Genomic DNA, 26811 nt, shown 5'->3' with positions numbered 1-26811 from the left:
CCCCCCACACCACACAGCAGGCGGACACCGCCGTCACCCGGGGTTCGGCGCCCGGCACACACGCCCGTGGCCGGGCGCACGACGACAGCTCACGGCGTACGGCGAACGGGGGCCGCTCAGTCCAGCACTCTGCCGAGGTACGCCCGCAGCAGCTCCCGCATCTCCGCGATGACCTTCTCGTCGCCGTCGGGATCGATCCGGAAGGCGAGCTGGACCAGGGTGTCGGCGGTCTCCACGGCTATCAGGAAGGTGCGGCGCAGATCGTCGTCCGGCTCCTGGCTCAGGTGACCGGCGAGCAGGCGGGTGAGGAGGTCGGCGAGACGGTGGTTGGGCTCGGCGTGCCGGGCGCCGAGCGGGATCTGGTTGCCGAAGTCGACGAGGGAGAACCCGGGAGCGGTCCGCTTCATCGCCAGGTACTCGTCGAGCACGGCGTCCATGGCGGACTGCCAGCCGCAGCCCTCGGCCTCCTTCAGGCGTTCCTGTACGCGCTCGGTGTACCGCTCCAGATTGCGGTGGGCGAGCGCGTCGGCCATCGCGCGCTTGTTGCCGAAGAACCGGTAGACCGAGCCGATGGGCACACCGGCGCGCACGGCGACCGCGCGCGTGCTCAGGGCGTCGTAGCCGACCTCGTCGAGGAGGTCTGCGCAGGCGTCGAGGATCCGGGTCAGCCGTTCGGCACTACGCCGCTGCACGGGTGCGCGGCGGAGCGGGGTCGCATGGGGCACGGGCTTCATGATGCCTGTCGGCGGCATCCGGGTGAAGCGCGCCCGGATGCATACGCCCCGGCCCCCGTTCCCTCCGGCGCACGCAGGGCCCGTCCCGCGCCGGACACGTCACCCGCGTTGCCACGGGCCGATCCGAGCGACGCGCGCGACGCCAGGAGGGCGAGAAGCCCGGCAGTCGTCATCTCGCCCCGAACCGGTGGCGCGCCCCCGGGCGCGGTGACCGCCGCACCGCCGTCGTGCGGCGCCGTCGCGCCTGCGGGCACCTCCACCGCACCGTCGATCGCCGCCGCCTCCGTCCCGCCGGGGCCCCCGGACCTCGCGTCCCCCTCGGGTGCGGTCCGCACACCGACGCCCGGCACGCCGGACCCGACAGCCGCTGCCACCGACACCACCGACGCCGGCAGCTCCCCCGACTCCCTCGCTCCCGCCCGGGTCCGGGACGCCGTGGCCGCCTGGGCCCCGGGGGTGGCGGTCACCGGGGCGGTGGGCGGCCCCGGTGTCCCCGGTGCCGTGGGCGTCGCGTCGTCCGTGGCGTGCGGGTCGGACGCCGTGATGTCCGCCGTGCTCTGCACCGGCTTGCCGGACACCGCCCACACCGTGTCGTCGTCGGCGTACAGGCGTGCGGTGACATGGTGGGTGCCCCGGGGCACCAGGCGGCCGGAGAGGCGGTACTCGGGGGTGCGCAGGCGGCCGACGGGGCGGCCGTCGACCAGCAGGCGGGCGAGGCCGCGCCCGGCGGCGGGGTGTGCCGCCGCGTCGGCCGGCGAGAAGCGGAAGCGGCGCAGGGTCAGCCGCACGTCCCAGTTGCCGGCGGCGTCCGGCCGCACCTCGACGCCGATCTCGGGCGCGTCCTTCTTGTCCACCTCGCGGTAGGCCCGGCCCTCCTCGTCGGTGCGGCCGGTGATCCTGCCCACCGGGCCGGTCGGTCTCCCCTCCCCGCTCCCCCGCGCGCCGCCCGCGCCGCACCCCGCCGCTCCGGCGAGCAGCAGGGCGCAGACCGCGAGCGCGGCGAGGGGCCGGCGCGTCCACGACGTCATGCACCGGAGAGTAGAACAGCGGTCCGACGGCCGGATCCCCCTCAGGTCTGGTTCCGGCCGTCCGCCACAAGGAGGGCTGGTGGCCCTCTTGCGCCCGGGAAAACGCAATCCTACGGTGAGCCATAGGAATCGGGTTGCAAGGGAGCGATCATGAGCGGGGACGCACGCAAGACCGCCGAGGCACTGGACTACCTCTCCGGATTCGGCAACGAGCACAGCTCGCAGGCCGTTCCGGGGGCGCTGCCCGAGGGCCGCAACTCGCCCCAGCGCGCCCCGCTGGGGCTGTACGCGGAGCAGCTCAGCGGTACGGCGTTCACCGAGCCCAGGGCGCACAACCGGCGCTCGTGGCTGTACCGCATCCGCCCCTCGGCCGCCCACCCGGCGTTCACCCGCGCGGGCAACGGCACGCTGCGCACGGCGCCGTTCACGCAGGCGGTGGCCGACCCCAACCGGCTGCGCTGGAACCCGCTGCCGCAGCCGGGCCCGGACACGGACTTCGTCGCGGGTCTGTGGACCCTCGGCGGCAACGGCGACGTCGCCCAGCGCACCGGCATGGCGGTGCACCTGTACCACGCCAACTCCTCGATGGAGCGCGTCTTCAGCGACGCGGACGGCGAGCTGCTGATCGTGCCGGAGCGCGGCGGGCTGCTGCTGCGCACGGAGTTCGGCCTGCTGCACGCCGAGCCGGGGCATGTGGCGCTGATCCCGCGCGGGGTCCGGTTTCGCGTGCAGCTCCTGGACGAGTCCGCGCGCGGCTACGTCTGCGAGAACTACGGCGCTCCCTTCCGCCTCCCCGACCTCGGCCCCATCGGCGCCAACGGCCTCGCCAACGCGCGCGACTTCCGGGCGCCGGTCGCCGCGTACGAGGACGTGGACGGCCCGGTGGAGGTGGTCAACAAGTTCTGCGGCAACCTCTGGTCGGCCACCTACGACCACTCCCCGCTCGACGTCGTCGCCTGGCACGGCAACCATGTGCCGTACGTCTACGACCTGCGCCGCTTCAACGTCATCGGGACGATCTCGTACGACCACCCGGACCCGTCGGTCTTCACCGTACTGACCTCGCCGAGCGACACCCCCGGCCTGGCCGGCGTGGACTTCGTCGTCTTCGCGCCGCGCTGGCTGGTGGGCGAGGACACCTTCCGGCCGCCGTACTTCCACCGGAACGTGATGAGCGAGTACATGGGCCTGATCGAGGGTGCGTACGACGCCAAGGCGGAGGGCTTCGTGCCGGGCGGCGGCTCGCTGCACAACATGATGTCGGCGCACGGCCCGGACCGGGAGACCTTCGAGCGGGCGAGCGCGGCGGAACTGAAGCCGCAGAAGATCGACGACGGGCTGGCGTTCATGTTCGAGACGCGCTGGCCGGTGACGCTCACGCCGCACGCGGCCCGCGCGGACCACCTGCAGCCGCGGTACGACGACGTCTGGCAGGGCCTGGAGAAGCACTTCAGGCCGTTGCACTGAGCGGGCCCGACCGGTACGGATAGCCCGTGACCTCCTTCGCTCCGGATTCGATCGTCCTGAACCGCAAGCTGCCGCTGTGGTACCAGGTGTCGCAGTCGCTGCGCGCCTCCATCCTCGGCCGCTCGCCCCGGGACCCGCTGCGCCTGCCCACCGAGGAACAACTGGCGGGGCACTACGGCGTGAGCGTGCTGACCATGCGGCAGGCGCTGAAGGAGCTGGAGGACGAGGGGCTGATCACCCGGCACCGGCGGCGCGGCACGTTCATCGCGCCCACGGCCCACCGGGGCGCCCCGGTGCGGCTGCTCGGCTCGGTGGACGCGATCGTGGCCCAGCAGTCCGGCATGACGACGGAGCTGCTGGACCACGGTTTGGCCGCCGTGAACGGTGACCTCGCCGAGTTCTTCCCGGACCTGGAGGAGGTGGCGGCGTACCACCGGCTGCGCAGCGACGAGAAGACGGGCGAACCCACCAACCACGCCCGCAACTACGTCCGTCCGGAGCTGGCCGAGCGGATAGCGCCGGACGACCTGGTGCGCTGGCCGATGACCAAGGTGCTGCGGGACGTGGTGGGCGCCGACATCAGCCGGATCACGGACACCGTGCAGGCGCGGCTGGCGGACCCGGAGACGGCGCGGCTGCTCCAGGTGCCGCTGCTCAGCCCGATCCTGCACTACACGGGGATCACCTACGACGGGGCGGGCCGGCCGCTGGACGTGGTGGTCATCCACTACCGCGGGGACCGTTTCTCCTTCACGGTCACGCTCGACGCCACGTGACCTGCCCGCCGTCGGCGCGTCGTACGATGCCCCGCGTGACGCACGACGACGCCCCGCTGCTGGCGGACCTCATGCCGTGGTCCGTCGCACCGCCGCGGCTCGGCCGGGAGTGGCCCGCGGCCCCCGACGCCGCGTGTCTGAAGGCCCGCTGGGCGGCCCTGCTGCGGGCCGAGGGGCCCGAGCGGGAGGCCCTGTTCGAGCCGACGCGCTCGCGCACGCCGTACAGCGCGGTCGGGCAGCTGCCCGGCCGACCCGGCGGCACCGAGCGGCTGATCCGGGCCTCGGGACCGTGTCCGGAGCCGGTGCGGGTGCTGCTGGCGCCCTTCGACGAGCAGTGGCTCCTCGCGGACCACCGGCTGATCGACGCTGCCCGGCCCGAGCTGTGGCGGGTGGCGGACGGGCGGCAGGTCTTCGCGGTGGAGACGGGCGCCGCCGCGGGCACGGCGGAAGGGCCGCTGCTGGCGACGTCCCTGCCGCCGTTCCTGCGGCCGGGCCGGATCCGCCCGCTGTACCGCCGGCCGGGCGCGGCGGAGCCGAACCTGGCACCCGGCCTGCTGGAGCATCTGGCGGCCCGGCTCGGGCACCGTCCCGCCCCGGTGGACGTGCTGGCCTGGATCCTGTCGGCGGCCCGTCCGGGCCGGTCCGGGCTCGCCGTGCCGCTCACCGCGGACGCCGGGCGGTGGGCGCGCGGTGTCGCCTTGGGGCACCGGGCGCTGTGGCTGATGCGCCGCGACGGTGAGCGTCCCAAGCTGCCCGGCGGGCGCCGCCCCTACGTCCGCGCGCCGCTGCCGGCCCGCCCGATCGGCCTCCGTTACGACCGGGAGGAGGAGACCCTCCACCTCGACGAGGGGCGCGTCTCCCCCGTGCCCGCGGCGGCCTGGGACTTCACGGCGGGCACGGACCGGGTCCTGGAGCAGTGGTTCGCGGCCCGGACCGCCGAGGGCGCCCCGGGCACCCTGGCGGCGATCCGCCCGGCCGCCTGGCCGCAGGCGTGGACCTCGGAACTGCTGGAACTGATCACCGTACTGGCGCTGCTGGCCGAGCTGCGCGGGGACCGGGAGGAGGCGGATCCGGCGGTGCCGGCGCCGGGGGCGGCGATCACGGCCGCCGAACTGCGGGCGGCGGGGGTCCTGCCGGTTCCCGGCGCGGCCCGCCGGCCGGCCTCGGTCCTCGACCACGCCGAGGAGGGCCCCGGCGGGCAGTTCACGCTGATCTGACCGCGCGGCCCGCCCGCGCGGCGGCAGGCTCCGAGCGGCGTACCTTCCTCGCGACCGCGCCCTCGCCCGCCTTCGCGCCGTGCGCGCCTTCGCACCACCGCACGCCTTCGCGCCCCCACCCGCCTTCGCGCCGGGCGCGCCTTCGCACCGCCGCACGCCCTCGCACCACCGCTCGCCGTCGCGCCGTGCGCGCCGGGCGCGCGGCTCAGGCGCGCGGTGCGAAGCCGTCCAGGACCCGCCCCAGGGCCCGTTCGAACACCGCCTCCAGGTCGATGGGTCCCGCGTCCTCGGTGAAGGACGCCGCCAGCCGCGGATAGGCGCCGGTGGCGATCTGGCCGCCCAGGTAGGCGATCCGCACCGCGTTCTCCTGCTCCTCGCTCCAGGGCAGGGAGCGGGTGCGTTCGGCGACGGCCAGCTCGTTGGAGACGTACATGGTCACCACGGCGTTGACCATGGCGACCAGCTCCATCTTCGTGCCGTGGGACGCCTCCAGGGGGTCCAGGCAGGCCAGGCAGTGCTCCAGGTAGCGCAGGACGTTGGGGCTGAAGCCGTAGACCCCGGACATCAGGCGCGGCAGCCAGGTGTGGCGGCGCATGAGGTCCCGGGACTGGTGGCCCACCCGGAGCATGTCGGCGCGCCAGTCGCCGCTCGGCTCCCACAGCTCGTGCTCGCCGCCGACGGAGTCCACCATCAGCTCGTACAGGTCCTCCTTGCGGGGGACGTAGTTGTACAGCGACATGGTGCCGCAGCCCAGTTCGGCGGCGACGTGCCGCATCGACACCGCGTCCAGGCCCCCGGCATCGGCGAGCCGTACGGCCGCCGCCGCGATGTCGGCGCGGCTGTAGGCAGGTCTCGGCCCGCGTCCCGCGCGCTCGGGACGGGCCCAGATCACTTCGGGTCGGGCCGGTCGGCCAGCCATGGATCACCACCTCGCCTCCTCATCGTAGTTACGTACACCGTACGCAGTGCGCTATGGTCGACCCATGACAACTACGTACGCTGTACTTAGTGAGGGTCTGGAGAAGCGTTTCGGGGACGTCCACGCCGTGCGCGGCCTGGACCTGGCGGTCGCCGAGGGCACGGTCTGCGGCGTGCTCGGGCCGAACGGCGCGGGCAAGACGACGGCCGTACGGCTGCTGACCACACTGCTGCGGCCGGACGCGGGCTCGGCCCGGGTGGCCGGGCACGACCTGGTGCGCGAACCGGCCGCCGTACGCCGCCGGATCGGGGTGACCGGACAGGACACGTCCGTGGACGCGGACCTCACCGGACGCCAGAACCTGCGGCTGTTCGCCCGGCTGCACCGTGTGGCCGACGCGGCGGCGCGCACCGGAGAACTGCTGGAGCGCTTCGGGCTGACCGAGGCCGCCGACCGGACCGCGTCCACCTACTCGGGCGGCATGCGGCGCCGCCTCGACCTCGCGGCCGGCCTGCTGCGCCCGCCCGCCGTGCTGTTCCTGGACGAGCCGACCACCGGCCTCGACCCGGCCAGCCGCAACCGCATCTGGGACGCCGTGCGCGAGCTGAAGCAGCAGGGCACGACGGTGGTGCTGACGACCCAGTACCTGGACGAGGCCGACCGGCTGGCCGACGACATCGCCCTCGTGGACCGGGGCCGCATCGCGCACACCGGATCGCCCGCCCAGCTCAAGGCCCTCATCGGGACGCGCGCCGAGGTCGTCGTCGCGCACCCGGACGAGATGACGCGGGCGGCCGCCGTCCTGGACCGGCTCACCGGCGCCGAGCCGGTCCTCGACCACGAGCGGGGCGCCGTCGGCGCGGTCGCCACCGACCCGACGCTCACCCTGCCCCGTTTGGTCCGCGAACTCGACGCGGCGGGCGTGCCGTTGCTCGACGCCAGCCTGAGTCCACCCACCCTGGACGACGTCCTCCTCCGGCTGACCGGAGCGTCCCACGACAGCGAGGAGATCGCGGCATGAGCACGCTCACGTACGACGGCACGGCGATGGTGGGCCGGCAGCTGCGCCGGGTCCGCAACAACCCGGGCCTGGCGATCCTCACCCAGATCATGCCCATCAACATGCTGCTGTTCTTCGGCTACGTCTTCGGCAGCGCGCTGGCGGTGCCCGGCCGGGAGTACCGCGCCTTCCTCGTACCCGGACTGCTGGCGGCGACGGCGGCCGGCGGGATCATGACCGGGATGTTCCAGGCGGCGCAGGACACCCACCGGGGGGTGATGGACCGGTTCCGCACCATGCCGGTGAGCCGGGCGGCCGTGCCGCTCGGGCAGGCGGTGGCCGACCTCGTCGTCACCGCGGCCGGAACGGTGCCGCTGCTGCTGGTCGGACTGGCCGTGGGCTGGCGGATCGAGGGGGGCGCCGCGCGCGCGGCGGGCGCCGTGGGGCTGCTGCTGCTGTTCCGGTTCGCGTGCACCTGGATCGGGATCCTGCTGGGACTGCTCACGCGCAGCGAGGAGGCGGCCGGTCAGCTCGGGGCCTCGACCTTCGTCCTGCCGCTGCTGTCCAACGCCTACATCCCCACCGGCAACCTGACCCCCTGGCTGCGCACCCTGGCCGAGTGGAACCCGATCAGCGCGATGACCACGGCGCTGCGCGACCTCTTCGGCAATACCCCGGTCCCCCAGCACGCCGCCTGGCCGACGGCCCACCCGGTCGCGGGGACGCTGGCCTGGTGCGCGGTGCTGCTCACCGTCTGCGCGCCCCTGGCGGTACGGCGGTACGCGCGCGCCGAGGGCTGACGGCGGCGGGGCGGAGTGGGCCCGGGTGGGCCGGGGGGCGGGGCAGGCCCCGACCACGACGGAGACATGCCGAACGGGCGCCGCGGACCGTGGGGATGGCGGGCGGCGAGAGCGCGGCGCCGCGCGGGGACGGAGTGGCGGCTCGGTCCGGTCCCGGACCCGTGCCCCGGGGGACGCAGGTCCAGGAACGTCCACGGCGCCCTCCGGAGGTGCCGGAGAGGCCGGAGACGGCGGTGTCGCTCAGTGCCCGCCGAACAGCGAGCGGCGCAGCCGGCGCAGGGGCGCGAACAGCGACACCCGGCGCATCCGCGCACCCCTGCCCGTGCGGTCGTGCACGTCACGCGCGGTCAGTTCACGCATCAGCAGCGTCGCCTCGGCTGCCTCGCGCTGCGGGACGGCAGGACCGCCCAGCACCGCGAGATGGCGGTCGAGGCGCGAGCTGGTCGCGCTGCTTCCGCAGGTGATCGCAGGGACCCTCGCCCTGCTGCGCACTGTTATCTGCTCCATGTCACTCCCCACCCGTACGAGTCCACCCGGCCCGGGCAGGCTAACCCTATCGCCCCGCATGGGCATGCGTGTATCACGGTCGCAGGATTCACCTTCTCCGTAAGGGTGTTGACGACTACGCTCCGAATCCGACCGGTTCCGCGGCGAGTTGAACAAGGGCTGGCAGGCGGGCCGTGACGCCTGCGGGCACCGGCGCGCGGTCACGGCGAGTGATGTGGGGCTTCGCCGGGACCGCAGCGGCCCGAGGGCGTGTCCCGGGCGCACGAACGCCCGCCCCCGGACCGTGGGGGCGGGCGTCGCATCGCTGTCCTCGTCACCGTCAGAACGTGGGCGATCTCACGTGCCCGGCTCGGACGGGGAGCGGTCAGGCGGCGTTGGCGAGCACCGGCAGGTAGCCGCCGGAGTGGCCGGCGGCCGTCGGGTGGTAGGAGTCACCGATGTCGAGCCAGTCGACGCTGTGCAGCCAGGAGCTGCCGGAGCAGATCTCGTGGCCGCTGAAGGTGGAGCGGACGTCGCCGAAGGTGAAGCCGTGGTTCGCGGCGACCTTGGCGATGGCGGCGTCGATGTGGTCCGCCGCCCCGTTGATGGCCGAGCGCTTGGTCTCGGAGAGGCCGAGGCAGGTGTTGCCGAGCAGGTAGAAGCGGGGGTAGCCGATCACGACGACATGGGCGGAGGGCGCCTTGCCGCGGATCACCGAGTAGAGGTTGTCGAGCTTGCCGGGCAGCGTCGAGTCGACGTAGGCCGTGGCGGTCGCGATACGGGAGAGACACGTGCTGTCGGACTGGAGCACACAGGTCGTCATGACGTCGGAGAACCCGGCGTCGTTGCCTCCGATGGTGATCGAGACGAGGGACGTGCCGGAGTTGAGCGGAGCGAGCTGGTTGGCGAGGACGTCGTCGGTCCGGGCACCGGAGCAGGCGGTGAAGGCGAACGACGACGGGGTGTGGGCGGCGTTCCAGAGGTAGGGGTACGCCTTCGTGCTGCGGTCGCAGTTGCCGCTCGAGCTGATGTAGCTGCCGGCACCCACTCCGGAGGAGTAGGAGTCACCCAGGGCCACGTAGCCGCCTGCGGCGGCCGGTTGCGCTGCCTGCGCCGCGGCCGTCCCGGTGAGGACGAGGCCGGCGGTCAGCAGAAGTGAGCCGACGTATGCGGCAATTCGGGAACGTCTCATGGAACCTCCCTTTAGCAGCTTCTCTGCCGCATCCGTGGTAGCAGCTACGCGCGTCACTTGGAAGTGTTCATGCCAAAAAAGCCGCGAACTTCCCCCGAACAAAGGGGTATAGGGGTGCTGATGGCCCCTCACGGGCTGCTCCGCCGGCGTGGGAGGCAGAGGCGGACAAGAACCCGTATGGGCGGGTTCCGTCGGTCCTGTTCTTCTTCCGGCGGACGGACGGGGATCACGACGTGGCCATCAGCGTGGACCACCCCGACGAGCCGCACTCCGCCGACCGCACTCCGCCGACGGGGAGGCGGGGACCGGGAGGCGGGGACCGGGAGGCGGGGACCGCGCTACGTCCAGGGCCCGTCCGCACGGCGCCGAGGAGCCGGTGAGTCCTTTCCCGTACGCCGGGTTCGCGCCGGCGGCGGGGGGCGCGGCGCGGGGTGCGGATCGCGGGGGCCGCCAGGACGGCGAGCCGGACGCTGCGGGCCGGCGCGGTGCGCCGCCGGCGGCCGACACGCGAGGCACGGCCGGGAAACGGGGTGCGCGGGGCGGTCCGGTGACAGATCATGGCGGCATGTCTGCGAACCCACACGACGCTCTGCCGATCCGGCTCAACGTCGACGACTCCGACTCGCCGTCCGACGTCGTCGACGCGCTGTTCCTCGGCCGCTTCGCGACGGGCGAGCAGCCGTACTCCCACGCGGTCAACATCGACCGGGTCCGCTCCGGCGCCACGCTCCTGCCGGACGGCGCCCAAGTGCTGCGCGTGGCCCGGGACGACGACCGCAGCGCGACCCTCGCCGAGGGCGACGGCTGGACCCTGCTGGTCTCCCGCTGGAACCGCGGGGCGGACGTCACGGTCACCGCGACCGACGCCGACCTGGCCAAGCGGATCCTCGAGCAGGCCACGGACGGCGCGGCGGACGAACCGGAGCCGCAGCCGGAGAACGTGACGATGGGCTTCTGGTACGTCTCCCCCCGGCGCGGACCGCACCGCACCACCCGGCAGATCGCCGCGGGCACCTGGGACGAGGTCCGGGCGAACTACACGGCGCCGGTCGCGAACGCGATGGACCGCCTGATGAAGACCACCCCCGAGGACATCGCGGGCCGGCTCCTGCTGCTGCACGGCCCGCCCGGCACCGGCAAGACCTCCGCGCTGCGGACCCTGGCCCGCTCCTGGCGGGACTGGTGCCAGGTGGACTGCGTCCTCGACCCCGAGCGGCTGTTCTCGGACGTCGGCTACCTGATGGACATCGCCATCGGCGAGGAGGACTCGGCGGGCAAGGGCCGCTGGCGGCTGCTCCTGCTGGAGGACTGCGACGAACTGATCCGCGGCGAGGCCAAGCACACGGCGGGGCAGGCGCTGTCGCGGCTGCTGAACCTCACGGACGGCCTGCTCGGCCAGGGCCGCAACGTCCTGGTCGGGGTGACGACCAACGAGGACCTGGAGCGGCTGCACCCCGCCGTGGTCCGGCCGGGCCGCTGTCTGGCCCGGATCGAGGTGGGCCGGCTGACCCGCCGGGAGGCGGTGGACTGGCTGGGCACCGAGGAGGGCGTGGGCCAGGGCGGCGCGACGCTGGCCGAGCTGTACGCGCTGCGCCGGGGCACCTCCCCGACGTCGCTCCCGGAACCGCGGGAGGGCGCGGACGCGGGCCTGTACCTGTGACCCGCTCCCCTGTCGGGGGACAGCGGGACGCGCCGGTGTTCTGATGGGGGTATGACCCTGTTCGTCGGGACGTCGGGATGGCAGTACAAGGACTGGCGGGGGGTGCTGTACCCGCAGGACTGTCCGGTACGGCGGTGGCTGGAGGAGTACGCGGCGGCGTTCGCCACGGTGGAGGTCAACAACGCCTTCTACCGGCTGCCGTCGCGGGAGACCTTCGAGACCTGGCGGGAGCGGCTGCCGCCCGGCTTCGTCGTCGCGGTCAAGGCGAGCCGCTACCTCACGCACGTCAAGCGCCTGAAGGACCCCGGGGAGCCGGTGCACCGCCTGATGGCGCACGCCCTCGGCCTCGGTGACCGCCTCGGCCCCGTGCTGCTCCAGCTGCCGCCCACGCTGCGCGCCGACGCCGGCCTGCTGGACGCCTGCCTGGCGTGCTTCCCGCCCGGCACCCGGGTCGCGGTGGAGCCGCGGCACGAGTCGTGGTGGACGCCGCCGGTGCGCGCCGTGCTGGAGGAGCGGGGCGCCGCCCTGTGCTGGGCCGACGTCCACGGCCGCCCGGTCACCCCGTTGTGGACGACGACCGGGTGGGGCTACGTCCGTTTCCACGTGGGCCGCGCACGGGCGTGGCCGCACTACGGCCGCAGGTCCCTGGAGACCTGGGCGGACCGCATCGCCACGGCCTGGCCGGCCGGCCGGGACGCGGACGTGTACGCCTACTTCAACAACGACCCGACGGCCGCGGCGGTCCAGGACGCGACGGCCTTCGCCCACGCGGCCCACCGCGCCGGCCTGGTCCCCACCCGCACCCCCGTCCGACTGCCCGCCCGCACCTGAGCGGTGAGCCCCGGCCCGGCGGTCGTCGCGCCGGGACCTGGCGGTCGCTCGGGAACAGCGGTCGCTCGGGAACAGCGGCCGTACCGGGGCCGACGGCCACGCGGTAACGGCGCCCGGCCCCGGCCGACGGCCACGCCCGGCCCGGACGGGCCCCGCCCAGCCGGAGACGGGCGGCTCACGGGCGGCACCCGGGCACATCGGGCAGCGACGGCCCCCGACTGGCAGCATGGCCGGCCCGGGAAGGGCGTCATGCCAGGAGCGGAAGGGCCCGGCAGCGTCGAAGCGCCGCGCCCGGGCGCCGGAAGGGCTGTCCTCCGAGTCGCCCGCCCTGCCTCCGCCCCGCTCCCCCGGCGCTACTTCCCGTACGCCGCCCGCAGGGCGTCCCGAGCCGCCGCGAGGGCCGTGGGCTCGTCCAGGCCCAGTCGGCGCGCGCGTTCCGCGAAGGCCTGGGCGGCGGACGCCGCCTCGCGGGCCGCGGCCGAGTCCGCGGCGGCCACGAACGTGCCGTTGCGTCCCCGTGTCTCGATCACGCCGTCCGCCTCCAGCGCGCGGTACGCCTTGGCGACCGTGTTCGCGGCGAGCCCGAGGGACTCGGCCAGCCCGCGCACCGTCGGCAGCCGGTACCCCACCGGCAGCACCCCCGACCGCGCCTGCTCGGAGATCTGGGCCCGCACCTGCTCGTAGGGTGGTGCGCCGTCGTCGACATGGATGCTGAGGGTCACGGGGGTGATTCTCGCGCACCCGCGCGCCGGCCGGCGTACCGGAGTGCCGCGGGAGCGGCGGAAAATGGGAGGCGTACGGCTGGGCGCGCCCCGTAGCGTGCGCCCCCATGACCGTGATCGTCCGTGACCTCCGCCCCGACGCGCCCGCCGACCTGGAGGGCTTCGCCCGCGTGCGCCGGCTGGCGCTGCCCTTCATCCTGTTCACTCCCGAGTCCATCGCCCACACCCTCACCCGCATGCACCCCGACGCGCGCTACCGCCCGCTGGTCGCCGTCGCGGACGGCGAGGTGATCGGCACGGCGCAGGTGCACCTGGCCCACGAGAGCCCGGAGCCCGGCCAGGGCAACATCAACGTGTACGTGCACCCCGAACACACCGGACGCGGTGCCGGCACCCTGCTCGTGCGCACCGCCGAGGAGTACCTGGCCGCCCACGGCGCCGTGCGGCTGCACTCCTGGGTGCTGGACGCGCCCGGCAACCGCGCCTTCGCCGAGCGGCACGGCTACCGCAGCAGCCGCTCCGCCCACTTCCTCCGCCTCGACCTGGCGGGCGGCCCGCTCCCGCCGCTCCAGGACCCGCCGCCCGGCGTGGAGCTGCGCCGCGGCTCGGACTACGCCGCCGACCCGCGCCCGCTGTTCGACCTGGACGCGGAGACGGTGGCGGACGAACCGAGCGACGTGGGCGCGGAGTTGACCGACTACGAGGCCTGGCTGGAGGAGACCTGGCGGCACCCGCTGCTGAACCGGGAGCTGACGTCGGTGGCGGTCGTCGAGGGCCGTCCGGCGGCCTTCACCCTGGCGTACACGGACGGCGGCACCCGCTACAGCACCGGCATGACGGGCACCGCCCGCGCCTTCCGCGGCCGGGGCCTGGCCAAGCTCGCCAAGAACGACTCGCTGCACCGCGCCCGGGCGGCCGGCGTCACGGAGGCGTTCACCGGCAACGACACGGGCAACGGGCCGATGATCGCGATCAACAAGTGGTTCGGCTACGAGGTGTGCGCGACGGAGGTGCGCTATGTCCGCGAACTCGACTGAGCCGCCGGGCACGGTGGACGTCGTCCTCGTCAAGGGCGGCCGGACGAAGATCCGTTACCCCGCCGTGCCGGTGGCGGACGACGGCGTACGGATCGTGCTGCGCGCGCCGTGGGCGGGCGCCGGCGTACGCGACTTCGGCTTCGTGCGCTTCGAGCCGGGCGACGTCTTCACCGAGTACTACTGGCGGGACCGGTGGTACGCGGTCAAGGAGGTCCGCGACGGGAGCGGGCGGCTGAAGGGCTGGTACTGCGACATCACGCGCCCGGCCGTGCGCACGGGCGCGGAGCTGGTCGTGGAGGACCTGGACCTGGACCTGTGGCGCTCCGCGGACGGCACGGACGTACTCCGCCTGGACGAGGACGAGTTCGCGCGGAGCGGCCTGGCGGAGCGCGACCCGGCGGCGGCCGGCGCTGCGGTGGCGGCCCTCGGCGAACTGGAGGTCCTGGCCCGCGAGGGCGGGTTCACGGCACTGCTGGCCTGAGCCGGGCGCGCGGCCGCGCGCCGCCGGGGCACCACCGCGCACCGCCCGGCCGGTCGGGCCGGGCCGTCGGGCCGGGCCGGATCAGGTCAGCGCCACCACCGCGTACCGCTCGTCGGTCACCTCCTTGCCCCAGAGCAGGGCGTCGGCCGACAGGTGGTCGACGCGGGTGTGCCGGGCGAGGGGCGTGAGGAGAGTGAGAAGCCGCTCCCTGGGTATGCCGACGGGCGTGACCGTGCCCCAGACGCCCTCGATCAGGACCAGCCGCCCGGCGGGCCGCAGCAACTCCCGCCAGTGCCGCAGCGCACCGGCGGGATCCGGCAGCGCCCACAGCACGTGGCGGACGAGGACGGTGTCGAAGCGCCGCTCCCCCACCGGCGGGCTCGCCGCGTCACCGACCAGGAACGCCGCGTCGCGCCCCGCGAGTTTCGCGCGGGCCAGGTCGACCATGGCCGGGGAGCTGTCGACGCCGGTCACCCGGTGCCCCTGTTCCGCCGCGAGGAGCGCGAGGCTGCCCGTGCCGCAGCCGAGGTCGAGGATCTCGGCGGGACGCTCGGGCAGCCACTCGCGCAGCCGCTCGGCCCAGGCGGCCCGCACCCGGGGATCGCGCAGCCCGTGATCCGGCTCGTCGTCGAAGACGGCCGCCTGCGCGTCCCAGTCCACCGCCGCTGGAGCCGGACTCCGGCCGGCCACGTCACCATCGGTCGTCGTGTGTGCACTCATGGCCCCAAGAGTGACACCCACCACTGACAGCCGGATCGTGACCGCCGCCACAGACACACCCGCACCGATGAGGAACTCTCGCCACAAAGGTCTACCTCCGTGAGAACGCGGAACCCGGTAGACGTCGAAGGAGGCACCGATGCGCCGCATGACAGTGCAGAAGCCCCTGAGGAAGACCGACACCCGCCGGACCCGCGAGGAGACCGACGAACGTCCCGCCGGACGGCCCGAGGTCCGCAAGGACATCGCGCGCACCTGGTGGCCGGAGGGATGACCGGTCGGCGGTGCCTGAGCCGCGCCGGAACCGGCCTGCCGCGCACCCCGCGCACGCCCCCTGTCTGAACGCAGCCTCGGCGCTCCCTCAGCGCGAGCCCTAGGATCTCCCCGCCCCCCAGCAGGCGCTCTCCCCGCGTCCGCGGGGCTGGTTTCCGACCCACCCCACGGGGTCCGTCCCCCGTACCAGGGGCCGTCAGGCCCGTACCAGGGCTGGTCGGAAACGACCGTCGCGAGGAGAGTTCCGCCATGCCCGCACGCCCCCGCCGCCAGGCCGCCACGCTCGCCGGCCTCCGCCCGGCGCCGCTCGCCGCCGCGCCCGCCTGCGCGCACGACACGATGGGCGGCCCGGCCAGCAGGGTTTTCCGGTGCTACGCCGAGACCGGCGGCGACCGCACCGTCCCGCACGTCGCGGTCGGCGGCGCCGCCGCGCCGGCACTCGGCACCGCGACACTGTTCCTCTCCGTGCGGCGGCGCGCCCGCCGGGTCAGCTGAACACGGACGCGCAGGTGGTGGCGGTGGCGTGCGCCGGGTCGAGCGCGTTGGCCACCTCGTGGAAGGCGATGCGGTCGACCGTGCCGATGGCCACGTGCTCGGACAGGTCGAGCGGGCAGAGGTCCTGCAGCAGGACGTTGTGGACGTCGGAGCCGCTGAGGTACTGGGTCCGCCAGGGCGTGGCCACCTCGTCGTAGCGGGTGGCGATGACCGTGTAGTGCACGCCGGGCACGGTGTCGCCGCCCGCGTCGAGCTTGGTGACGAAGGCGGACCCGGCGATCTGGTCGGCGAGGCCGGGCGTGGCGGCGGAGAGCAGGCCGGCCGCGCCCGGGAAGTACGGCAGCAGGTTGGTCAGGCCGTCGAGGGTGGTGCCGTGGCTGTCGGGCGCGATGCCGACGAGGGCGTTCACCTTGGCGGCCCCGCCCAGGAACTTCAGGTAGTAGCGGGGCATCAGGCCGCCCTGGGAGTGGCCGACGAGGTCGGCCTTGGTGGCGCCGGTGGCCGCGAGCACTTTGTCGACGAAGGCGGACAGCTGCCCGGCCGACTTGTCGATGGGGCCGAGGCCGTTGAAGACCGGGACGCCGGGCAGTTGCCCGTAGTCGAGGGAGAAGACGCAGTACCCGCGGGTCTGGAGGTAGGGCGCGAGGCCGAGCCAGTTGTCGACGGAGTTGCCGAAGGTGCCGTGGACGAGGACGACGGGGCGGGGATGGGCGGCGGACGGCTTGCAGCCGTAGTCGTTCCAGCCCGAGCTGGGCGCGGAGGCGTGGGCGGCGGTGGCCGGGACGACGGCGACGGCGGCGGCCAGGAACAGGGCGGCCAGGTGTCTGCGGGCGCGCTGGAAGGGCAGCATCGTGTGATCTCCTCGCGGCTCAAGGAAGGTGCGACGGCACTACGCCCTGTGATCCGGATCACCAGGATGCTGTTCACTCGTCAAGTTACGGACGAGTAGCTCAAGTGTGAAGTTACGCGTCAGTAAAAACTTGGCGGGGCGCCGGCTGCGTCAACGCCTGTGCGTGACAACGCATTTGACTCACCGTCACCGGTCAGGTCGACGAGCCGACGCACCGTCCGCGGCGAGCCGACGGCCCGGTCACCAGGCCGGCCGTACGGGCCCGTACGGCGCGATCCGCGCCAGCCGCTGCCCCAGCGCGCGCACCTCGTCCTCGCCGAGTGCCGCACTCCATCCCCGCACGGCCTCCGCGGCCGACGCCTCCGCCGCACGGGTGCAGGCCCGGCCCCGCGCGGTCAGCACGACCAGCCGGGCGCGCGCGTCGCCGGGGTGGGGCCGCCGCTCGGCGTACCCCTTGCGCACGATCTCGTCGACGAGCTGGCTGGCCGCCTGCTTGGTGACCCCGAGGTGGGCGGCCAGCTCGGTGACGGTCGCGCCGCCCGGCGCCAGCCGCGCGAACGCGAAGCCGTGCGCGGGCCGCAGCCCCTCGAAGCCGCGGGCGACCACACCGTCGTGGATGCGTTGCGTCAGCTCGCCGGCGACGGCGAGCAGGGCGGCGGACAGGGCCATGGCCTCGGAGTTCTGCACGGGGACATTGAAACACCCTTGACCAATTGGTCAAGTTGCTTGACTATGAATCCCGACCCACTTGGTCAAGCAGCTTGACTACTTCCCCTGTTCCCCCGAGGAGGCCCCATGCCCGTCGTCCGCGCGTCCGAAGCCGTGACCCATGAGATCCACGGCGCCCGTTTCGTCTCGTACGCCGCCCCGCTCACCGGCTCCAGGGAGCTGTGCGCCTGGCGCGGCGAGATCCCGGCCGGCACCCGGGCGCCCGCCCACACCGTCACCCACGAGGAGATCTTCCACCTGCTCGACGGCGAGCTCCTGATCACGCTCGACGAGTCCACCGAGCGCGTGACCGCGGGCGACACGGTGATCATCAACCCGGGTGCGACGCTCACCGTGGAGAACCCCACGGACCGCACCGCCGTCTCCTGGGTCACCACCTCCATAGGCCTGCGCGCCCGCCTGGCGGACGGCACCGTCCTCACCCCGCCGTGGGCCAACTGACCGCGCCCAGAAGCTCAGAAAGAGGTCACGCGGCCAGCGTCCCCGGCATCACCGCGCGCGGACCGAACCTGGCCCGCGCGCGGTCCGCGACCTCCTCGATGCGGCGGAGCTTGTCGTCGGCGGGGTCGAAGGTGAGCTGGTGGGAGGCGTGTTCGGCGGGGTCCAGGCCCTCGGCGCGCAGGGCGAGCGCGCGGACCCGGGCGCGCTGGAGCCCCAGGGCCTCGTACATGCCGTACGCGAGGCCGGTCAGCGCCGCCGAGTGGGCGGTGGGTTCCGGCAGCGTACGGGCGCGGACGGTGGCGGACCGGTCGGCGTAGCGCACGGTGAGGGTCAGGGTGCGGCAGACCTTGTCCAGGGCGCGCAGCCGGGCGCCCAGTTCCCCGGCGGCCGACAGCAGCGCGGCGCGGTGCCGGTCGGGGTCCAGTTCGTCGCGGTCGAAAGGACGTTCGGTGGCGAGGGACCGCGAGACGGCGTTGGGGACGACCCGGCCGCGGTCGACGCCGCTCGCCTTCTCGCGCAGTTCGCGGCCCGCCTTGGCACCGATCAGCCGCTGGAGCGTCGGCAGGGGCGCGGCGGCGACCAGGCCCAGGGTGTCCAGGCCGTACTCGCCCAGGGTACGGGCCGTGGCCGTACCGACACCGGGCAGCGCGGTGACGGGCCGGTCGGCGAGGAACTCCGCGACCGCGGCCGGTTCGGCGGGTACCGCACAGGTCAGTCCGGGCCGGGCAGCGCGCAGGGCCACGCGGGCCAGCATCGGGCCCGGCCCGGCGCCGATCGCGCAGTCGACGCCGAACCGCGCGAGCGCGCGGACCCGGATCACCGGCGCCAGTTCGATCGCGCCGCGCCCGAAGTACCGTTCGGCGCCGCGCAGATCGGCCAGCGCCGCGTCGGGCGGCAGCGCCTCGACCACCGGGGTGAACTCCTCCAGCAGCCCGAGCAGCCCCGGCAGGGCCGCCTCGTACATCGGGGGCAGCTGGAAACGTACGCAGAGAATGGTCATCCCGCACTCCCTGGACTCTGGTGCCACAACTTCCTTCCGCTCGCGGGCCCTTCGCCCGCCGGGCGCAGATCCGCCCATGGGTGCATCTCGTATCCGGTGGGCATCCGGATACGGCGGTCGCGGGCGGTCTCCATCGGGTCCGGCGCCGCGGAGCCGGCGGGCGCGGGCCGGCCGTCCGACCCGGCGAGCCGGGCCCGCCGCGCACCGTCACCGTCCCCCGTGGCGGACCGCACGCCGTCCCCGTCACCGTCACCGTCCCCCGTGGCGGACCGCACACCGTCCCCGTCACCGTCACCGTCGCCCGAGGCGGACCGCACACCGTCCCCGTCGCCGTCACCCGCGGCGGACCGCGCCGCGCCGTCGAGTCCGGCCAGCCGGGTCGCCACCTCCTCCAGGCCGCCCCGGGCGCGCAGTTCGGCCAGTTCGGCGAGGTTCCAGGCGGCGGCGCCCACCACGCTGACGCTGCGCGGGCCGCGCCGCTGCACCACTCCGCGCACCAGCAGCAGCCAGGAGTGGAAGACGGTGTGCGCGCAGGCGTCGTGGGAGTCGTCGAAGAAGGCGAGGTCGACCAGACCGGTGCCGTCGTCCAGCGTGGTGAAGATGACCCGCTTGCCGGACCGGATCGGCGGGGTCTGGGTGGCCGCCTTGGCGCCCGCGACCAGCACCGTCTCGCCGTGCCGGGCCTCGCGCAGCCGGCGCGCGGAGACCACGCCCAGCTCGTCGAGGAACGTCCGGTGGTCGTCCATCAGGTTGCGCGAGGCGTCCATGGACAGCACGCCCAGTTCGGCGCTGAGCCGCTCGGCGTCGGACAGGTCGGGCAGTCCGGCCGCGGCGGTCTTCCGGCCGCCGGCCAGGGGCAGTTGGCCGCCGCCCGCGCCCCGGGCGCCCCGGTGCAGCTCGGTCAGGTGCAGTTGCAGGTCCCGCCGGTTGGCACCGAACGCGTCCAGCGCGCCCACCTGGGCGAGCCGGGTGGCGACCGGGCGGCTCGGCCGGGCCCGCTCCCAGAAGTCGAGCAGCGAGGCGTACGGCTGCCCGTCCGCGATCCGTGCCGCCTCGGCCTCGCTGATGCCGTGCACGTCGCGGAGCGCCAACCGCAGCCCCCACACCTTCGATTCAGACACCAGTTCGATACGGTGTGCGACCCCCGACCGGTTCACGTCCAGCGGCAGGATCGGCACCCCGCGCCGCCGCGCGTCCGCCAGCAGCAGCCGCTTCGGGTACATCCCGGGGTCGTGGGTGAGCAACCCGGCGTAGAAGGCCGCCGGATGGTGGGCCTTCAGCCAGGCCGACTGGTAGGTGGGCACGGCGAAGGCCACCGCGTGCGCCTTGCAGAAGCCGTACGACCCGAAGGCCTCGACGATCTCCCAGGTGCGCCGAATCGTTTCTGCGTCATACCCCTTCGCCGCCGCGCGCTGCGCGAACCACACCTTGATCCGCCCCTGCGACTCCGGGTCGGACAGCCCGCGCCGCACCCGGTCCGCCTCGTCGCGCCCGCAGCCGGTCATGAGGTGCACGATGTGGATGACCTGCTCGTGGAAGACGACGACGCCGTACGTCTCCCGCAACGGTTGCGCCAGGTCGGGATGCGGGTAGCGGGCGGGTGCCCGCCCGTGGCGCGCCTCGATGAACGGCCGCACCATGTCGGCGGCGACCGGGCCGGGCCGGAAGAGCGAGATGTCGACCACGAGATCGTGGAACGTGGCCGGCTGGAGCCGCCCCACCAGGTCGCGCTGGCCCGGGGACTCGATCTGGAAGCAGCCCAGGGTCTCGGCGGAGCGGATGAGCCGGTACGTCGCCGGGTCCCCCTCCGGCACGGAGTCCAGGTCGATCCGCTCCCCCGTCGTGCGCCGCACCTCCGCCACCGCGTGCGCCATCGCGGACTGCATGCGCACCCCCAGCACGTCCAGCTTGAGCAGCCCGAGGTCCTCCACGTCGTCCTTGTCGAACTGGGACATGGGCAGGCCCTCGCCACTGGTCGGCACGACCGGCGTACGGGCGAGCAGGGAGGCGTCCGACAGCAGCACTCCGCACGGGTGCATGGCGACCCCGCGCGGCAGGGCGTCCAGGGCCTCGACCAGTTCCCACAGCCTGCCGTACTTCTCCTTCTGCCCGGCCAGCGCCTTCAGCTCGGGCAGTTCCTCCAGCGCGGCGCGGGCGTCGCGGGCGCGGATGTGCGGGAAGGACTTGGCGACGCGGTCGATCTCGGCGGGGTCCATGGACAGGGCCGCGCCCACGTCCCGGACGGCGTGGCGGACGCGGTACGTCTCCGGCATGGCGACGGTCGCCACCCGCTCGGTGCCGAACCGGCCGATGATCTTCCGGTAGACCTCCAGCCGGCGCGCGGACTCCACGTCGATGTCGATGTCGGGCAGGACGAACCGCCTCCTGGACAGGAAGCGCTCCATCAGCAGCCCGTGCTCGACCGGGTCGGCGTGGGCGATGCCGAGCAGGTGGTTGACGAGGGAGCCCGCGCCGGAGCCGCGCGCGGCGACCCGGATGCCCATCTTCCGTACGTCGTCGACGACCTGGGCGACGGTGAGGAAGTAGGAGGCGAAGCCGTGGTACGCGATGACGTCCAGTTCGTCGTGCATCCGCTCCCAGTACGCGCGCCGCCCGGCGTAACCGCGCAGCACCATGCCCGCCGCCGCCCGGGAGGCCAGCGTGCGCTGCGCGGTGCGGCGGGCGGCGCCGACCAGGTGCGGCTCGGGGAAGTGGACGGTGCCCATGCCGAGGTCGTCCTCCGGGTCGACCAGGCACTCGGCGGCCGTGGCCCGCGTCTGCTCCAGCAGCCGGTGGGCCGTGTCGCGCCGGAAGCCCGCGGCCTCGACGATCCGCTCGGCCGCGTGCACCATGGCGCCCGGGTCCTTCAGCCAGGCCTCGCCGGAGTCCAGTTCCTTGGCGGCGTCGATGGGGACCAGACGGCGAGCGGCGTCCAGGACATCGGCGACCGGGCCCTGGCCGGGGTCGGCGTAGCGGACGGCGTTGCTGAGCACGGGCCGGATCCGCTGCTCGGCGGCGAAGCCGACGGTCCGGGCGGCCAGCCGCAGGGAGCCGGGCCCGGTACCCGTGCGGCCGTGCCAGACGGCCTCCAGGCGCAGGGCGTCGCCGTAGACCTCGCGCCAGGGGACGAGGAGGCGCGCGGCCCGGTCGGGGCGGCCCGCGGCCAGCGCCCGGCCGACGTCGGAGCCGGGGCCGAGCAGCACGGTCAGGCCGTCGGCGTGGTTGTCGGGCCAGGACAGGACCGGGGTGCCCGACGGGGGTCCCCCCTGCTCCAGCGAAGCCGGGAGCTCGGGGGAGGTGTGGGCGGCGCTGACCAGGCGGCACAGGTCGGCCCAGCCGCGGGCGCCGTCCCGGGCGAGGAAGGTGACCCGCGGGGTCGACTCGTCGACGAAGGCACCGCCGCGCACCGGCGAGCGGCGCCGCTGCGGCCCCCCGGCCCCGTCGTGCCGCGCCAAAAGGCCGTGCCACGGGGACCCGTCGCCCCGCACGGCGTCGCCGCGTCGCGCGGGAGCACCGGGGCGCGGGCCCGGGTCCGGGCGTACGCGTTCGGGTTCGGCCACCGCGAGTTCCGTGCCGAACAGCGGGCGGACGCCCGCCGCCGCGCAGGCCTTGGCGAAGCGGACGGTACCGGCGAGGGTGTCTCGGTCGGTGAGGGCGAGGGCGTCCATGCCCCGCTCGGCGGCACGCTCGGCCAGCCGTTCCGGGTGCGAGGCGCCGTAGCGCAGGGAGAACCCGGAGACGGTGTGCAGATGCGTGAAGCCCGGCACACGCACCTCCCGCACTCGTGAGCCCGCACGAACAAGCTCTCGAACATCAGTTCCACTACTCTCCCTCCACCATAAACCAATTTCCGAACGTCTGTGCGACATCCGTTCGGACGTGCCCCACCTGCGCGAACGCCCGCCGCCACGCAGCGTGCGGACATGACGCCGCCCCGCCCTCGCGCGTGCGGGGACGGGGCTCCCACCGATCCCGTGGGGCACCGGGGACCGATCCCGCGTGGGGCGGGGCCCGGCCGGTCAGCCGATCTCGGCGCCGGTCGCCGACAGCGCCTCGGTGACCGGCTGGAAGAAGGTCTCCCCGCCCGAGGTGCAGTCGCCGCTGCCGCCCGAGGTCAGACCGAGCGCGGTGTCGCCGTCGAACAGCGAACCGCCGCTGTCACCGGGCTCGGCACACACATCGGTCTGGATGAGACCGCCGACCGTGCCCTCGGAGTAGTTCACGGTGGCGTTCAGACCGGTGACCGTGCCGGTGTGCACGTGGGTCGTCGAGCCGCTGCGGGTCACCTTCTCGCCGACGGTCGCCTCGCCCGCTGCGGTGATCGTCTGCGTGGACCCGTCGTAGAGGTCGACGGCGCTCGGGTGGTCGACGGGGGCCGTGTACTTCACCAGGCCGAAGTCGTCCCCGGGGAAGCTGGAGCGCTCGTTGCTGCCGATCACGGTGCCGTCGGCGTCCGACCAGGTGGAGATGGCGGCGGTGCAGTGGCCCGCGGTGAGGAAGTACGGCTGCCCGCCCTTGACCACGTTGAAGCCGAGCGAACAGCGCCCGCCAGAGCCGGTGATGGCGTCACCGCCCGCGACGAAGGGCTTGAACCGCCCCTTGGACCGCTTGAGTTCGGCCTTCCCGCCCAGCCCCTCGACGACCCCGGAGAGCTTGGTCCACGCGGCCTGGGAGACCGTTCTGTCGGCGGTGACCACGACCTTGTCGGTGACCGGGTCGGTCGCCCACGAGGTGCCGGGCACGGTCGCGTCCTTCGTGAGCTTCGCACGGGCGCCGTCCAGTTCGGCGAGGGTGTTCTCGACGACTCTGGCCTTCGCCCCCGCCCGCTCGACCGTGCGCGCGGCGGTCCGGTCGAGCACGTTCACCACGAGGTGACCGGAGCCGGCGTCGTAGTACGCGCCCGCCGTGCTGCCGGTCCCGAGGTCCTTGAGCAGGGTCGAGGCGAGTTTTCCGGCCGCCGGGGCGGACAGGGCGCGGGCCGCGGGGGTCTGGTCCGGCTCGCTGGCGTTCGCACTCTGGAAGGTGGCTCCCGCGGCGACGAAGGCGGCGACACCCGCGACCGCCACGGCCGCTCGGCGCCGGGGTATGCGTCGGTGCTTCAACTGACGTCCTCCTGTGGGGGACCGGCCCGGGAGGTTGTGGGGACCGCACGGACCGGAAGGATGGGGCCCCTGCTCGGGCCAAGCCAAGCAGGGGGAGGAACGGCGCCCACTATTCCGAGGCCCACAGGGAGCACACAAGGTCGAGTTCTGGACGGGCATACGTCAACCGGCGTACGCCCCTTATGGCTTGAGCGTCCGAGATCGCACGACTCCCGTTCGCTCTGCAAACACTACGAGCGAGTAACCTGTCGGCGCTCTGTGAGGTCTACTCCTGTCCGGATCTCGCCCCTCGCGAACCGGGCCCGGAGCCAGAACTCCCGGACCTGCGAACCGGGCCCGGACCCGAACCCCGAACCTGCGAACCGGGCCCGGAGCCCAGAACCCCGGAACAGACGAAGGCCCCCGCACACCGGATCGGTCGTGTGCGGGGGCTCGCCTGCCGTCGGCCCTGGGGGCGGCCGAACTCACCTGTGGAGCGGTCAGTACACGTGGACCCCGTAGGCGCTCAGGGCCTCGGTGACCGGCTGGAAGAACGTCGTACCGCCGGAGGTGCAGTCGCCGCTGCCGCCGGAGGTCAGGCCGTAGGCCGTGCTGCCGCCGTACAGCGGACCGCCGGAGTCGCCGGGCTCGGCGCAGACCGTGGTCTGGATCAGACCGTAGACGACGTCGCCGCCGCCGTAGTTGACCGTCGCGTTGAGGGCGGTGACCCGGCCGCTGTGCGTGCCGGTCGTCGAGCCGCGGCGGTAGACGGTCGTGCCCACGGAGGGCGTGGCGGCACTCGTGATGTCCTGGCTGCCCACGGCACCCGACTTGGTCACCGAGCTGTTGGTGTACCGCACGATGCCGTAGTCGTTGCCGGGGAAGGAGGAGCCGGCGGTGGTGCCCAGCGTGGTGGTGTGCGCGGAGTTCGACCACCAGGTGCCCGCGCCGTCGGTGCAGTGGCCGGCGGTCAGGAAGTAGTAGTTGCCGCTGGAGTCCTGGACGTTGAAGCCCAGCGAGCAGCGCCAGCTGCTGGCGTAGATGGCGTCGCCGCCGGAGATCAGCTTGTTGAACTTGCCCGGTGTGCGCTTGATGGTCAGGGCCCCGGAGTCGGTTCCGGCCTGCTGTTTGATCCTGTTGATGTCGGCCTGGGAGACCGTGCTGTCGGCGGTGACGACGACACGGTTGGTCTTGCTGTCGACGGCCCAGGCGGTGCCCGCGACGTCGGCCTTGAGCACCGAGTCGCTCGCCTTGGTGAGCTGGGCGGCGCTGAAGGTGCTGGTGTCGGCCGCGTGCGCGCTGGGGACCGCGAACGCGGCGGCGGCCACGAGACCGGAGGCAAGGGCGACCAGCCGGGTCTGTCTCGTGATGACGGTGCGGGGGGAAGTGCGCTTGATCCTCACTTGTCGTTCCTCCACAAAGGAAGTCGGGGGCCCGCGTGGGGTCGGGGCCCGTGAGGCGCAGAGCCAGGGGCGAGTTCCGGTTTCCGGATACGTTGTGCCCCTGACAAGCGCTGTGGGGGAGTATTCGGCCGAACGGCCGGTCGGCGCAAGAGTGCCTTTCGGCCGTGCGGCTGTGTGCGATTCGAGTGGACTGTGTGCGGTCCAGGTGGATTGACGGTGGGTCAGCGGTGTGCCGGCGGCGTGCGTCGCGACTCAGCGCAGCGTGCGCTCCCCCGCGGGTATCGCGAGGTCCAGCGTGTTGCCCGGCGGCGGGAAGGGGCAGATGAAGTGGTCGGCGAACGCACACGGCGGCAGCACGGCACGGTTGAAGTCGACCGTGGTGCGGCCCTCGCCGTCCGGCGCCCCGGGGTGCAGGAAACGGAAGCGGAAGCTGCTGTCCCCACTGGTGGTGTCGGCGAACACCGCCCACAGGCCGCCGTCCGGCTGCTGGGCGACCTGGAGCGACAGGTCCCGCCCCTGGAGCGTGAACGCCAGTTCCCCGGCGAGCCCGAGGCCGCGCTCGCGCCCGTCCGCGTTGGGCACGCGCACGGTGCGGGCCTCCCCGTACGGGGTGAAGCGCCCCGGCACCGACCAGCGCGGGTCGTACGCGGTGGCCGCGATGCCGCGAAACGCCCCGCGGGCCGCGGACGCCGGGTCGAAGTCCCGTACGCCCCAGGCGCCTTCGCGCACGAGCACGACCAGCCGGCGCTCGCCCAGCGCGACCCGGGCGTCCGCCACCGCCGCGGTGTCGGCGCCGAGCCGCACCCGCCCGGCCAAGGGCCGGCCGTCGACGGTCAGTCCGTCCGCCTCGGCGGCGGTGAGCACGACCGCGTCGCCGTCGGCCGCCCAGCTGCCCGGAACACCCGGGAGCAGACCCTCCGGGTGGTCCTCCAGCCAGTGCGTGCCGGTCAGCGCGAGCGGCCCGTAGGGAGCCGACACCGTCTCGGTGCGGTCCTCGTGCCACTGCTTCCACCGGTCGGATGCGTCCGTCATGTGATCAACCCTTCCATGTGCGGCCGTGCGGCCAAACCGAGGTGCGGGCGCAGCGTGGCGCCCTGGAGCGAGTACGGGAGAACGAAGCCACCGGGGGCCCGGACGCGGCGGGTTCGGTGGTGGTGGGCGCGATCCCGGTACCGGTCACGGTCACGGCCGCGGAGGTGGTTCCGGTTCCGGTCCGCCTCGGTCGCGGTTCCGGTCAGCGCCCGAGGGCGGGAGGCACGCCCGGTACGGCCGCGACGGGCCGGCGCGCAGACGGCCCGCGGGCCCGGCTCCCCGCCCCGGCCGCCGTCCGAATCCCCCGCCCGGATGACGACCGGATGGCCCCGGTACGAAGACGGCCGCCCGGCCTGCGGAGAGGACTGCGGTGCCGACCCGGTCACGCCGCTCCTTCCGCCCCGGCCCGTCGACCGCCGTACCGGCCGGTACGGCGG

General features: G+C 74.1%; 26 protein-coding genes. 12 read left to right on the top strand and 14 right to left on the bottom strand.

The genetic code is table 11. The features are described 5' to 3' along the window. Nucleotides 1-116: 116 nt before the first annotated feature. Together ACFC02_RS33010 and ACFC02_RS33005 are read right to left on the bottom strand one after the other, a co-directional pair. Complete coding sequence (locus ACFC02_RS33010) at nucleotides 117-734, bottom strand: TetR family transcriptional regulator (protein ID WP_376365320.1); 618 nt, start codon at nucleotides 732-734, stop codon at nucleotides 117-119. Next, nucleotides 731-1762 (bottom strand): hypothetical protein, encoded by a 1032-nt coding sequence (locus tag ACFC02_RS33005; RefSeq protein WP_376365318.1) that lies wholly within the window; start codon nucleotides 1760-1762, stop codon nucleotides 731-733. The genes ACFC02_RS33010 and ACFC02_RS33005 overlap by 4 nt, the downstream gene beginning before the upstream one ends. A 150-nt stretch (nucleotides 1763-1912) precedes the next feature. Between ACFC02_RS33005 and hmgA the strand changes: the two genes are divergently transcribed. From hmgA to ACFC02_RS32990, 3 genes are read left to right on the top strand one after another with little or no spacing between them, the layout of a single operon-like run. Further along, the gene (hmgA, locus tag ACFC02_RS33000) at nucleotides 1913-3229 is read left to right on the top strand and encodes a homogentisate 1,2-dioxygenase (protein ID WP_376365316.1); all 1317 of its coding nucleotides are present in this window, start codon (nucleotides 1913-1915) and stop codon (nucleotides 3227-3229) included. A gap of 26 nt (nucleotides 3230-3255) precedes the next feature. Then, nucleotides 3256-4005, top strand: a complete 750-nt coding sequence (locus tag ACFC02_RS32995) for a GntR family transcriptional regulator (protein ID WP_376365313.1) — start codon at nucleotides 3256-3258, stop codon at nucleotides 4003-4005. Nucleotides 4006-4031: 26 nt separating this feature from the next. Further along, the gene (locus ACFC02_RS32990) at nucleotides 4032-5222 is read left to right on the top strand and encodes a type ISP restriction/modification enzyme (RefSeq protein WP_376365311.1); all 1191 of its coding nucleotides are present in this window, start codon (nucleotides 4032-4034) and stop codon (nucleotides 5220-5222) included. 205 nt (nucleotides 5223-5427) lie between these two features. Here ACFC02_RS32990 and ACFC02_RS32985 read toward each other — a convergent pair whose 3' ends face one another. After that, the gene (locus ACFC02_RS32985; RefSeq protein ID WP_376365309.1) at nucleotides 5428-6141 is read right to left on the bottom strand and encodes a TetR/AcrR family transcriptional regulator; all 714 of its coding nucleotides are present in this window, start codon (nucleotides 6139-6141) and stop codon (nucleotides 5428-5430) included. Between the two features lie 64 nt (nucleotides 6142-6205). Between ACFC02_RS32985 and ACFC02_RS32980 the strand changes: the two genes are divergently transcribed. Both ACFC02_RS32980 and ACFC02_RS32975 read left to right on the top strand, forming a co-directional pair. Further along, the gene (locus tag ACFC02_RS32980) at nucleotides 6206-7162 is read left to right on the top strand and encodes an ATP-binding cassette domain-containing protein (RefSeq protein WP_376365307.1); all 957 of its coding nucleotides are present in this window, start codon (nucleotides 6206-6208) and stop codon (nucleotides 7160-7162) included. After that, nucleotides 7159-7941 (top strand): ABC transporter permease, encoded by a 783-nt coding sequence (locus tag ACFC02_RS32975; RefSeq protein ID WP_376365305.1) that lies wholly within the window; start codon nucleotides 7159-7161, stop codon nucleotides 7939-7941. The genes ACFC02_RS32980 and ACFC02_RS32975 overlap by 4 nt, the downstream gene beginning before the upstream one ends. Nucleotides 7942-8181: 240 nt before the next feature. On the opposite strand, the gene ACFC02_RS32970 is transcribed toward ACFC02_RS32975, so the two are convergent. Together ACFC02_RS32970 and ACFC02_RS32965 are read right to left on the bottom strand one after the other, a co-directional pair. Further along, nucleotides 8182-8448 carry a hypothetical protein gene (locus tag ACFC02_RS32970; protein ID WP_360965871.1) on the bottom strand — a complete coding sequence of 89 codons (267 nt, stop codon included), beginning with the start codon at nucleotides 8446-8448 and terminating at the stop codon, nucleotides 8182-8184. A gap of 364 nt (nucleotides 8449-8812) precedes the next feature. Beyond that, the gene (locus ACFC02_RS32965; protein ID WP_376365303.1) at nucleotides 8813-9619 is read right to left on the bottom strand and encodes an SGNH/GDSL hydrolase family protein; all 807 of its coding nucleotides are present in this window, start codon (nucleotides 9617-9619) and stop codon (nucleotides 8813-8815) included. Nucleotides 9620-10184: 565 nt separating this feature from the next. Here ACFC02_RS32965 and ACFC02_RS32960 point away from each other — a divergent pair. Further along, nucleotides 10185-11279, top strand: coding sequence for a DUF5925 domain-containing protein (locus ACFC02_RS32960; RefSeq protein WP_376365301.1), 1095 nt, complete (start codon nucleotides 10185-10187; stop codon nucleotides 11277-11279). A gap of 51 nt (nucleotides 11280-11330) precedes the next feature. Next, nucleotides 11331-12110, top strand: coding sequence for a DUF72 domain-containing protein (locus ACFC02_RS32955; protein ID WP_376365299.1), 780 nt, complete (start codon nucleotides 11331-11333; stop codon nucleotides 12108-12110). A 353-nt stretch (nucleotides 12111-12463) separates the two neighbouring features. Here the strand turns inward: ACFC02_RS32955 and ACFC02_RS32950 are convergent, their stop codons facing one another. After that, a complete protein-coding gene (locus ACFC02_RS32950) occupies nucleotides 12464-12832 on the bottom strand; it encodes a GntR family transcriptional regulator (RefSeq protein WP_376365297.1) in 369 nt (122 codons plus the stop codon). A gap of 107 nt (nucleotides 12833-12939) precedes the next feature. On the opposite strand from ACFC02_RS32950, the gene ACFC02_RS32945 reads away from it, so the two are divergent. Together ACFC02_RS32945 and ACFC02_RS32940 are read left to right on the top strand one after the other, a co-directional pair. Further along, complete coding sequence (locus ACFC02_RS32945; protein WP_376365295.1) at nucleotides 12940-13869, top strand: GNAT family N-acetyltransferase; 930 nt, start codon at nucleotides 12940-12942, stop codon at nucleotides 13867-13869. After that, nucleotides 13850-14350, top strand: coding sequence for a DUF402 domain-containing protein (locus tag ACFC02_RS32940; RefSeq protein ID WP_376365293.1), 501 nt, complete (start codon nucleotides 13850-13852; stop codon nucleotides 14348-14350). Before ACFC02_RS32945 ends, ACFC02_RS32940 begins: the two co-directional genes overlap by 20 nt. Nucleotides 14351-14431: 81 nt before the next feature. On the opposite strand, the gene ACFC02_RS32935 is transcribed toward ACFC02_RS32940, so the two are convergent. Next, the gene (locus ACFC02_RS32935; protein ID WP_376365291.1) at nucleotides 14432-15070 is read right to left on the bottom strand and encodes a class I SAM-dependent methyltransferase; all 639 of its coding nucleotides are present in this window, start codon (nucleotides 15068-15070) and stop codon (nucleotides 14432-14434) included. 139 nt (nucleotides 15071-15209) lie between these two features. Here ACFC02_RS32935 and ACFC02_RS32930 point away from each other — a divergent pair, with 139 nt between their 5' ends. Together ACFC02_RS32930 and ACFC02_RS32925 are read left to right on the top strand one after the other, a co-directional pair. After that, nucleotides 15210-15344, top strand: a complete 135-nt coding sequence (locus ACFC02_RS32930; RefSeq protein ID WP_360965895.1) for a hypothetical protein — start codon at nucleotides 15210-15212, stop codon at nucleotides 15342-15344. 248 nt (nucleotides 15345-15592) lie between these two features. Then, nucleotides 15593-15838 (top strand): hypothetical protein, encoded by a 246-nt coding sequence (locus ACFC02_RS32925; protein ID WP_376365288.1) that lies wholly within the window; start codon nucleotides 15593-15595, stop codon nucleotides 15836-15838. On the opposite strand, the gene ACFC02_RS32920 is transcribed toward ACFC02_RS32925, so the two are convergent. Together ACFC02_RS32920 and ACFC02_RS32915 are read right to left on the bottom strand one after the other, a co-directional pair. After that, nucleotides 15831-16688: an esterase/lipase family protein gene (locus ACFC02_RS32920; RefSeq protein ID WP_376365286.1), complete on the bottom strand. Its 858-nt coding sequence runs from the start codon at nucleotides 16686-16688 to the stop codon at nucleotides 15831-15833. The genes ACFC02_RS32925 and ACFC02_RS32920 overlap by 8 nt on opposite strands. Nucleotides 16689-16928: 240 nt before the next feature. Next, nucleotides 16929-17375 (bottom strand): MarR family winged helix-turn-helix transcriptional regulator, encoded by a 447-nt coding sequence (locus tag ACFC02_RS32915; RefSeq protein ID WP_376365284.1) that lies wholly within the window; start codon nucleotides 17373-17375, stop codon nucleotides 16929-16931. 108 nt (nucleotides 17376-17483) lie between these two features. Here ACFC02_RS32915 and ACFC02_RS32910 point away from each other — a divergent pair, with 108 nt between their 5' ends. Beyond that, nucleotides 17484-17858, top strand: coding sequence for a cupin domain-containing protein (locus ACFC02_RS32910; RefSeq protein WP_376365282.1), 375 nt, complete (start codon nucleotides 17484-17486; stop codon nucleotides 17856-17858). A 25-nt stretch (nucleotides 17859-17883) separates the two neighbouring features. Here ACFC02_RS32910 and ACFC02_RS32905 read toward each other — a convergent pair whose 3' ends face one another. The 5 genes from ACFC02_RS32905 to ACFC02_RS32885 all read right to left on the bottom strand — a co-directional run bounded on the left by ACFC02_RS32905 (nucleotide 17884) and on the right by ACFC02_RS32885 (nucleotide 26374). After that, nucleotides 17884-18858, bottom strand: a complete 975-nt coding sequence (locus ACFC02_RS32905) for a hypothetical protein (protein WP_376365280.1) — start codon at nucleotides 18856-18858, stop codon at nucleotides 17884-17886. Then, complete coding sequence (locus ACFC02_RS32900) at nucleotides 18855-22625, bottom strand: DNA polymerase III subunit alpha (protein WP_376365278.1); 3771 nt, start codon at nucleotides 22623-22625, stop codon at nucleotides 18855-18857. Before ACFC02_RS32900 ends, ACFC02_RS32905 begins: the two co-directional genes overlap by 4 nt. A 252-nt stretch (nucleotides 22626-22877) precedes the next feature. Beyond that, entirely contained in the window at nucleotides 22878-23960 is a 1083-nt protein-coding gene (locus ACFC02_RS32895; RefSeq protein ID WP_376365276.1) for a S1 family peptidase, read from the bottom strand. 479 nt (nucleotides 23961-24439) lie between these two features. Then, nucleotides 24440-25342, bottom strand: coding sequence for a S1 family peptidase (locus tag ACFC02_RS32890; RefSeq protein WP_376365275.1), 903 nt, complete (start codon nucleotides 25340-25342; stop codon nucleotides 24440-24442). 252 nt (nucleotides 25343-25594) lie between these two features. Next, a complete protein-coding gene (locus ACFC02_RS32885; protein WP_376365273.1) occupies nucleotides 25595-26374 on the bottom strand; it encodes a DUF1684 domain-containing protein in 780 nt (259 codons plus the stop codon). Between the last annotated feature and the right edge of the window lie 437 nt (nucleotides 26375-26811).

Origin of the sequence: Streptomyces sp. NPDC056160 (genome assembly GCF_042268205.1) — a bacterium.
In the GTDB taxonomy this organism is placed as follows: Bacteria; Actinomycetota; Actinomycetes; order Streptomycetales; family Streptomycetaceae; genus Streptomyces.
Note: the sequence above shows the minus strand (reverse complement) of the source record. Positions and strands in the feature narration are given on the sequence as shown.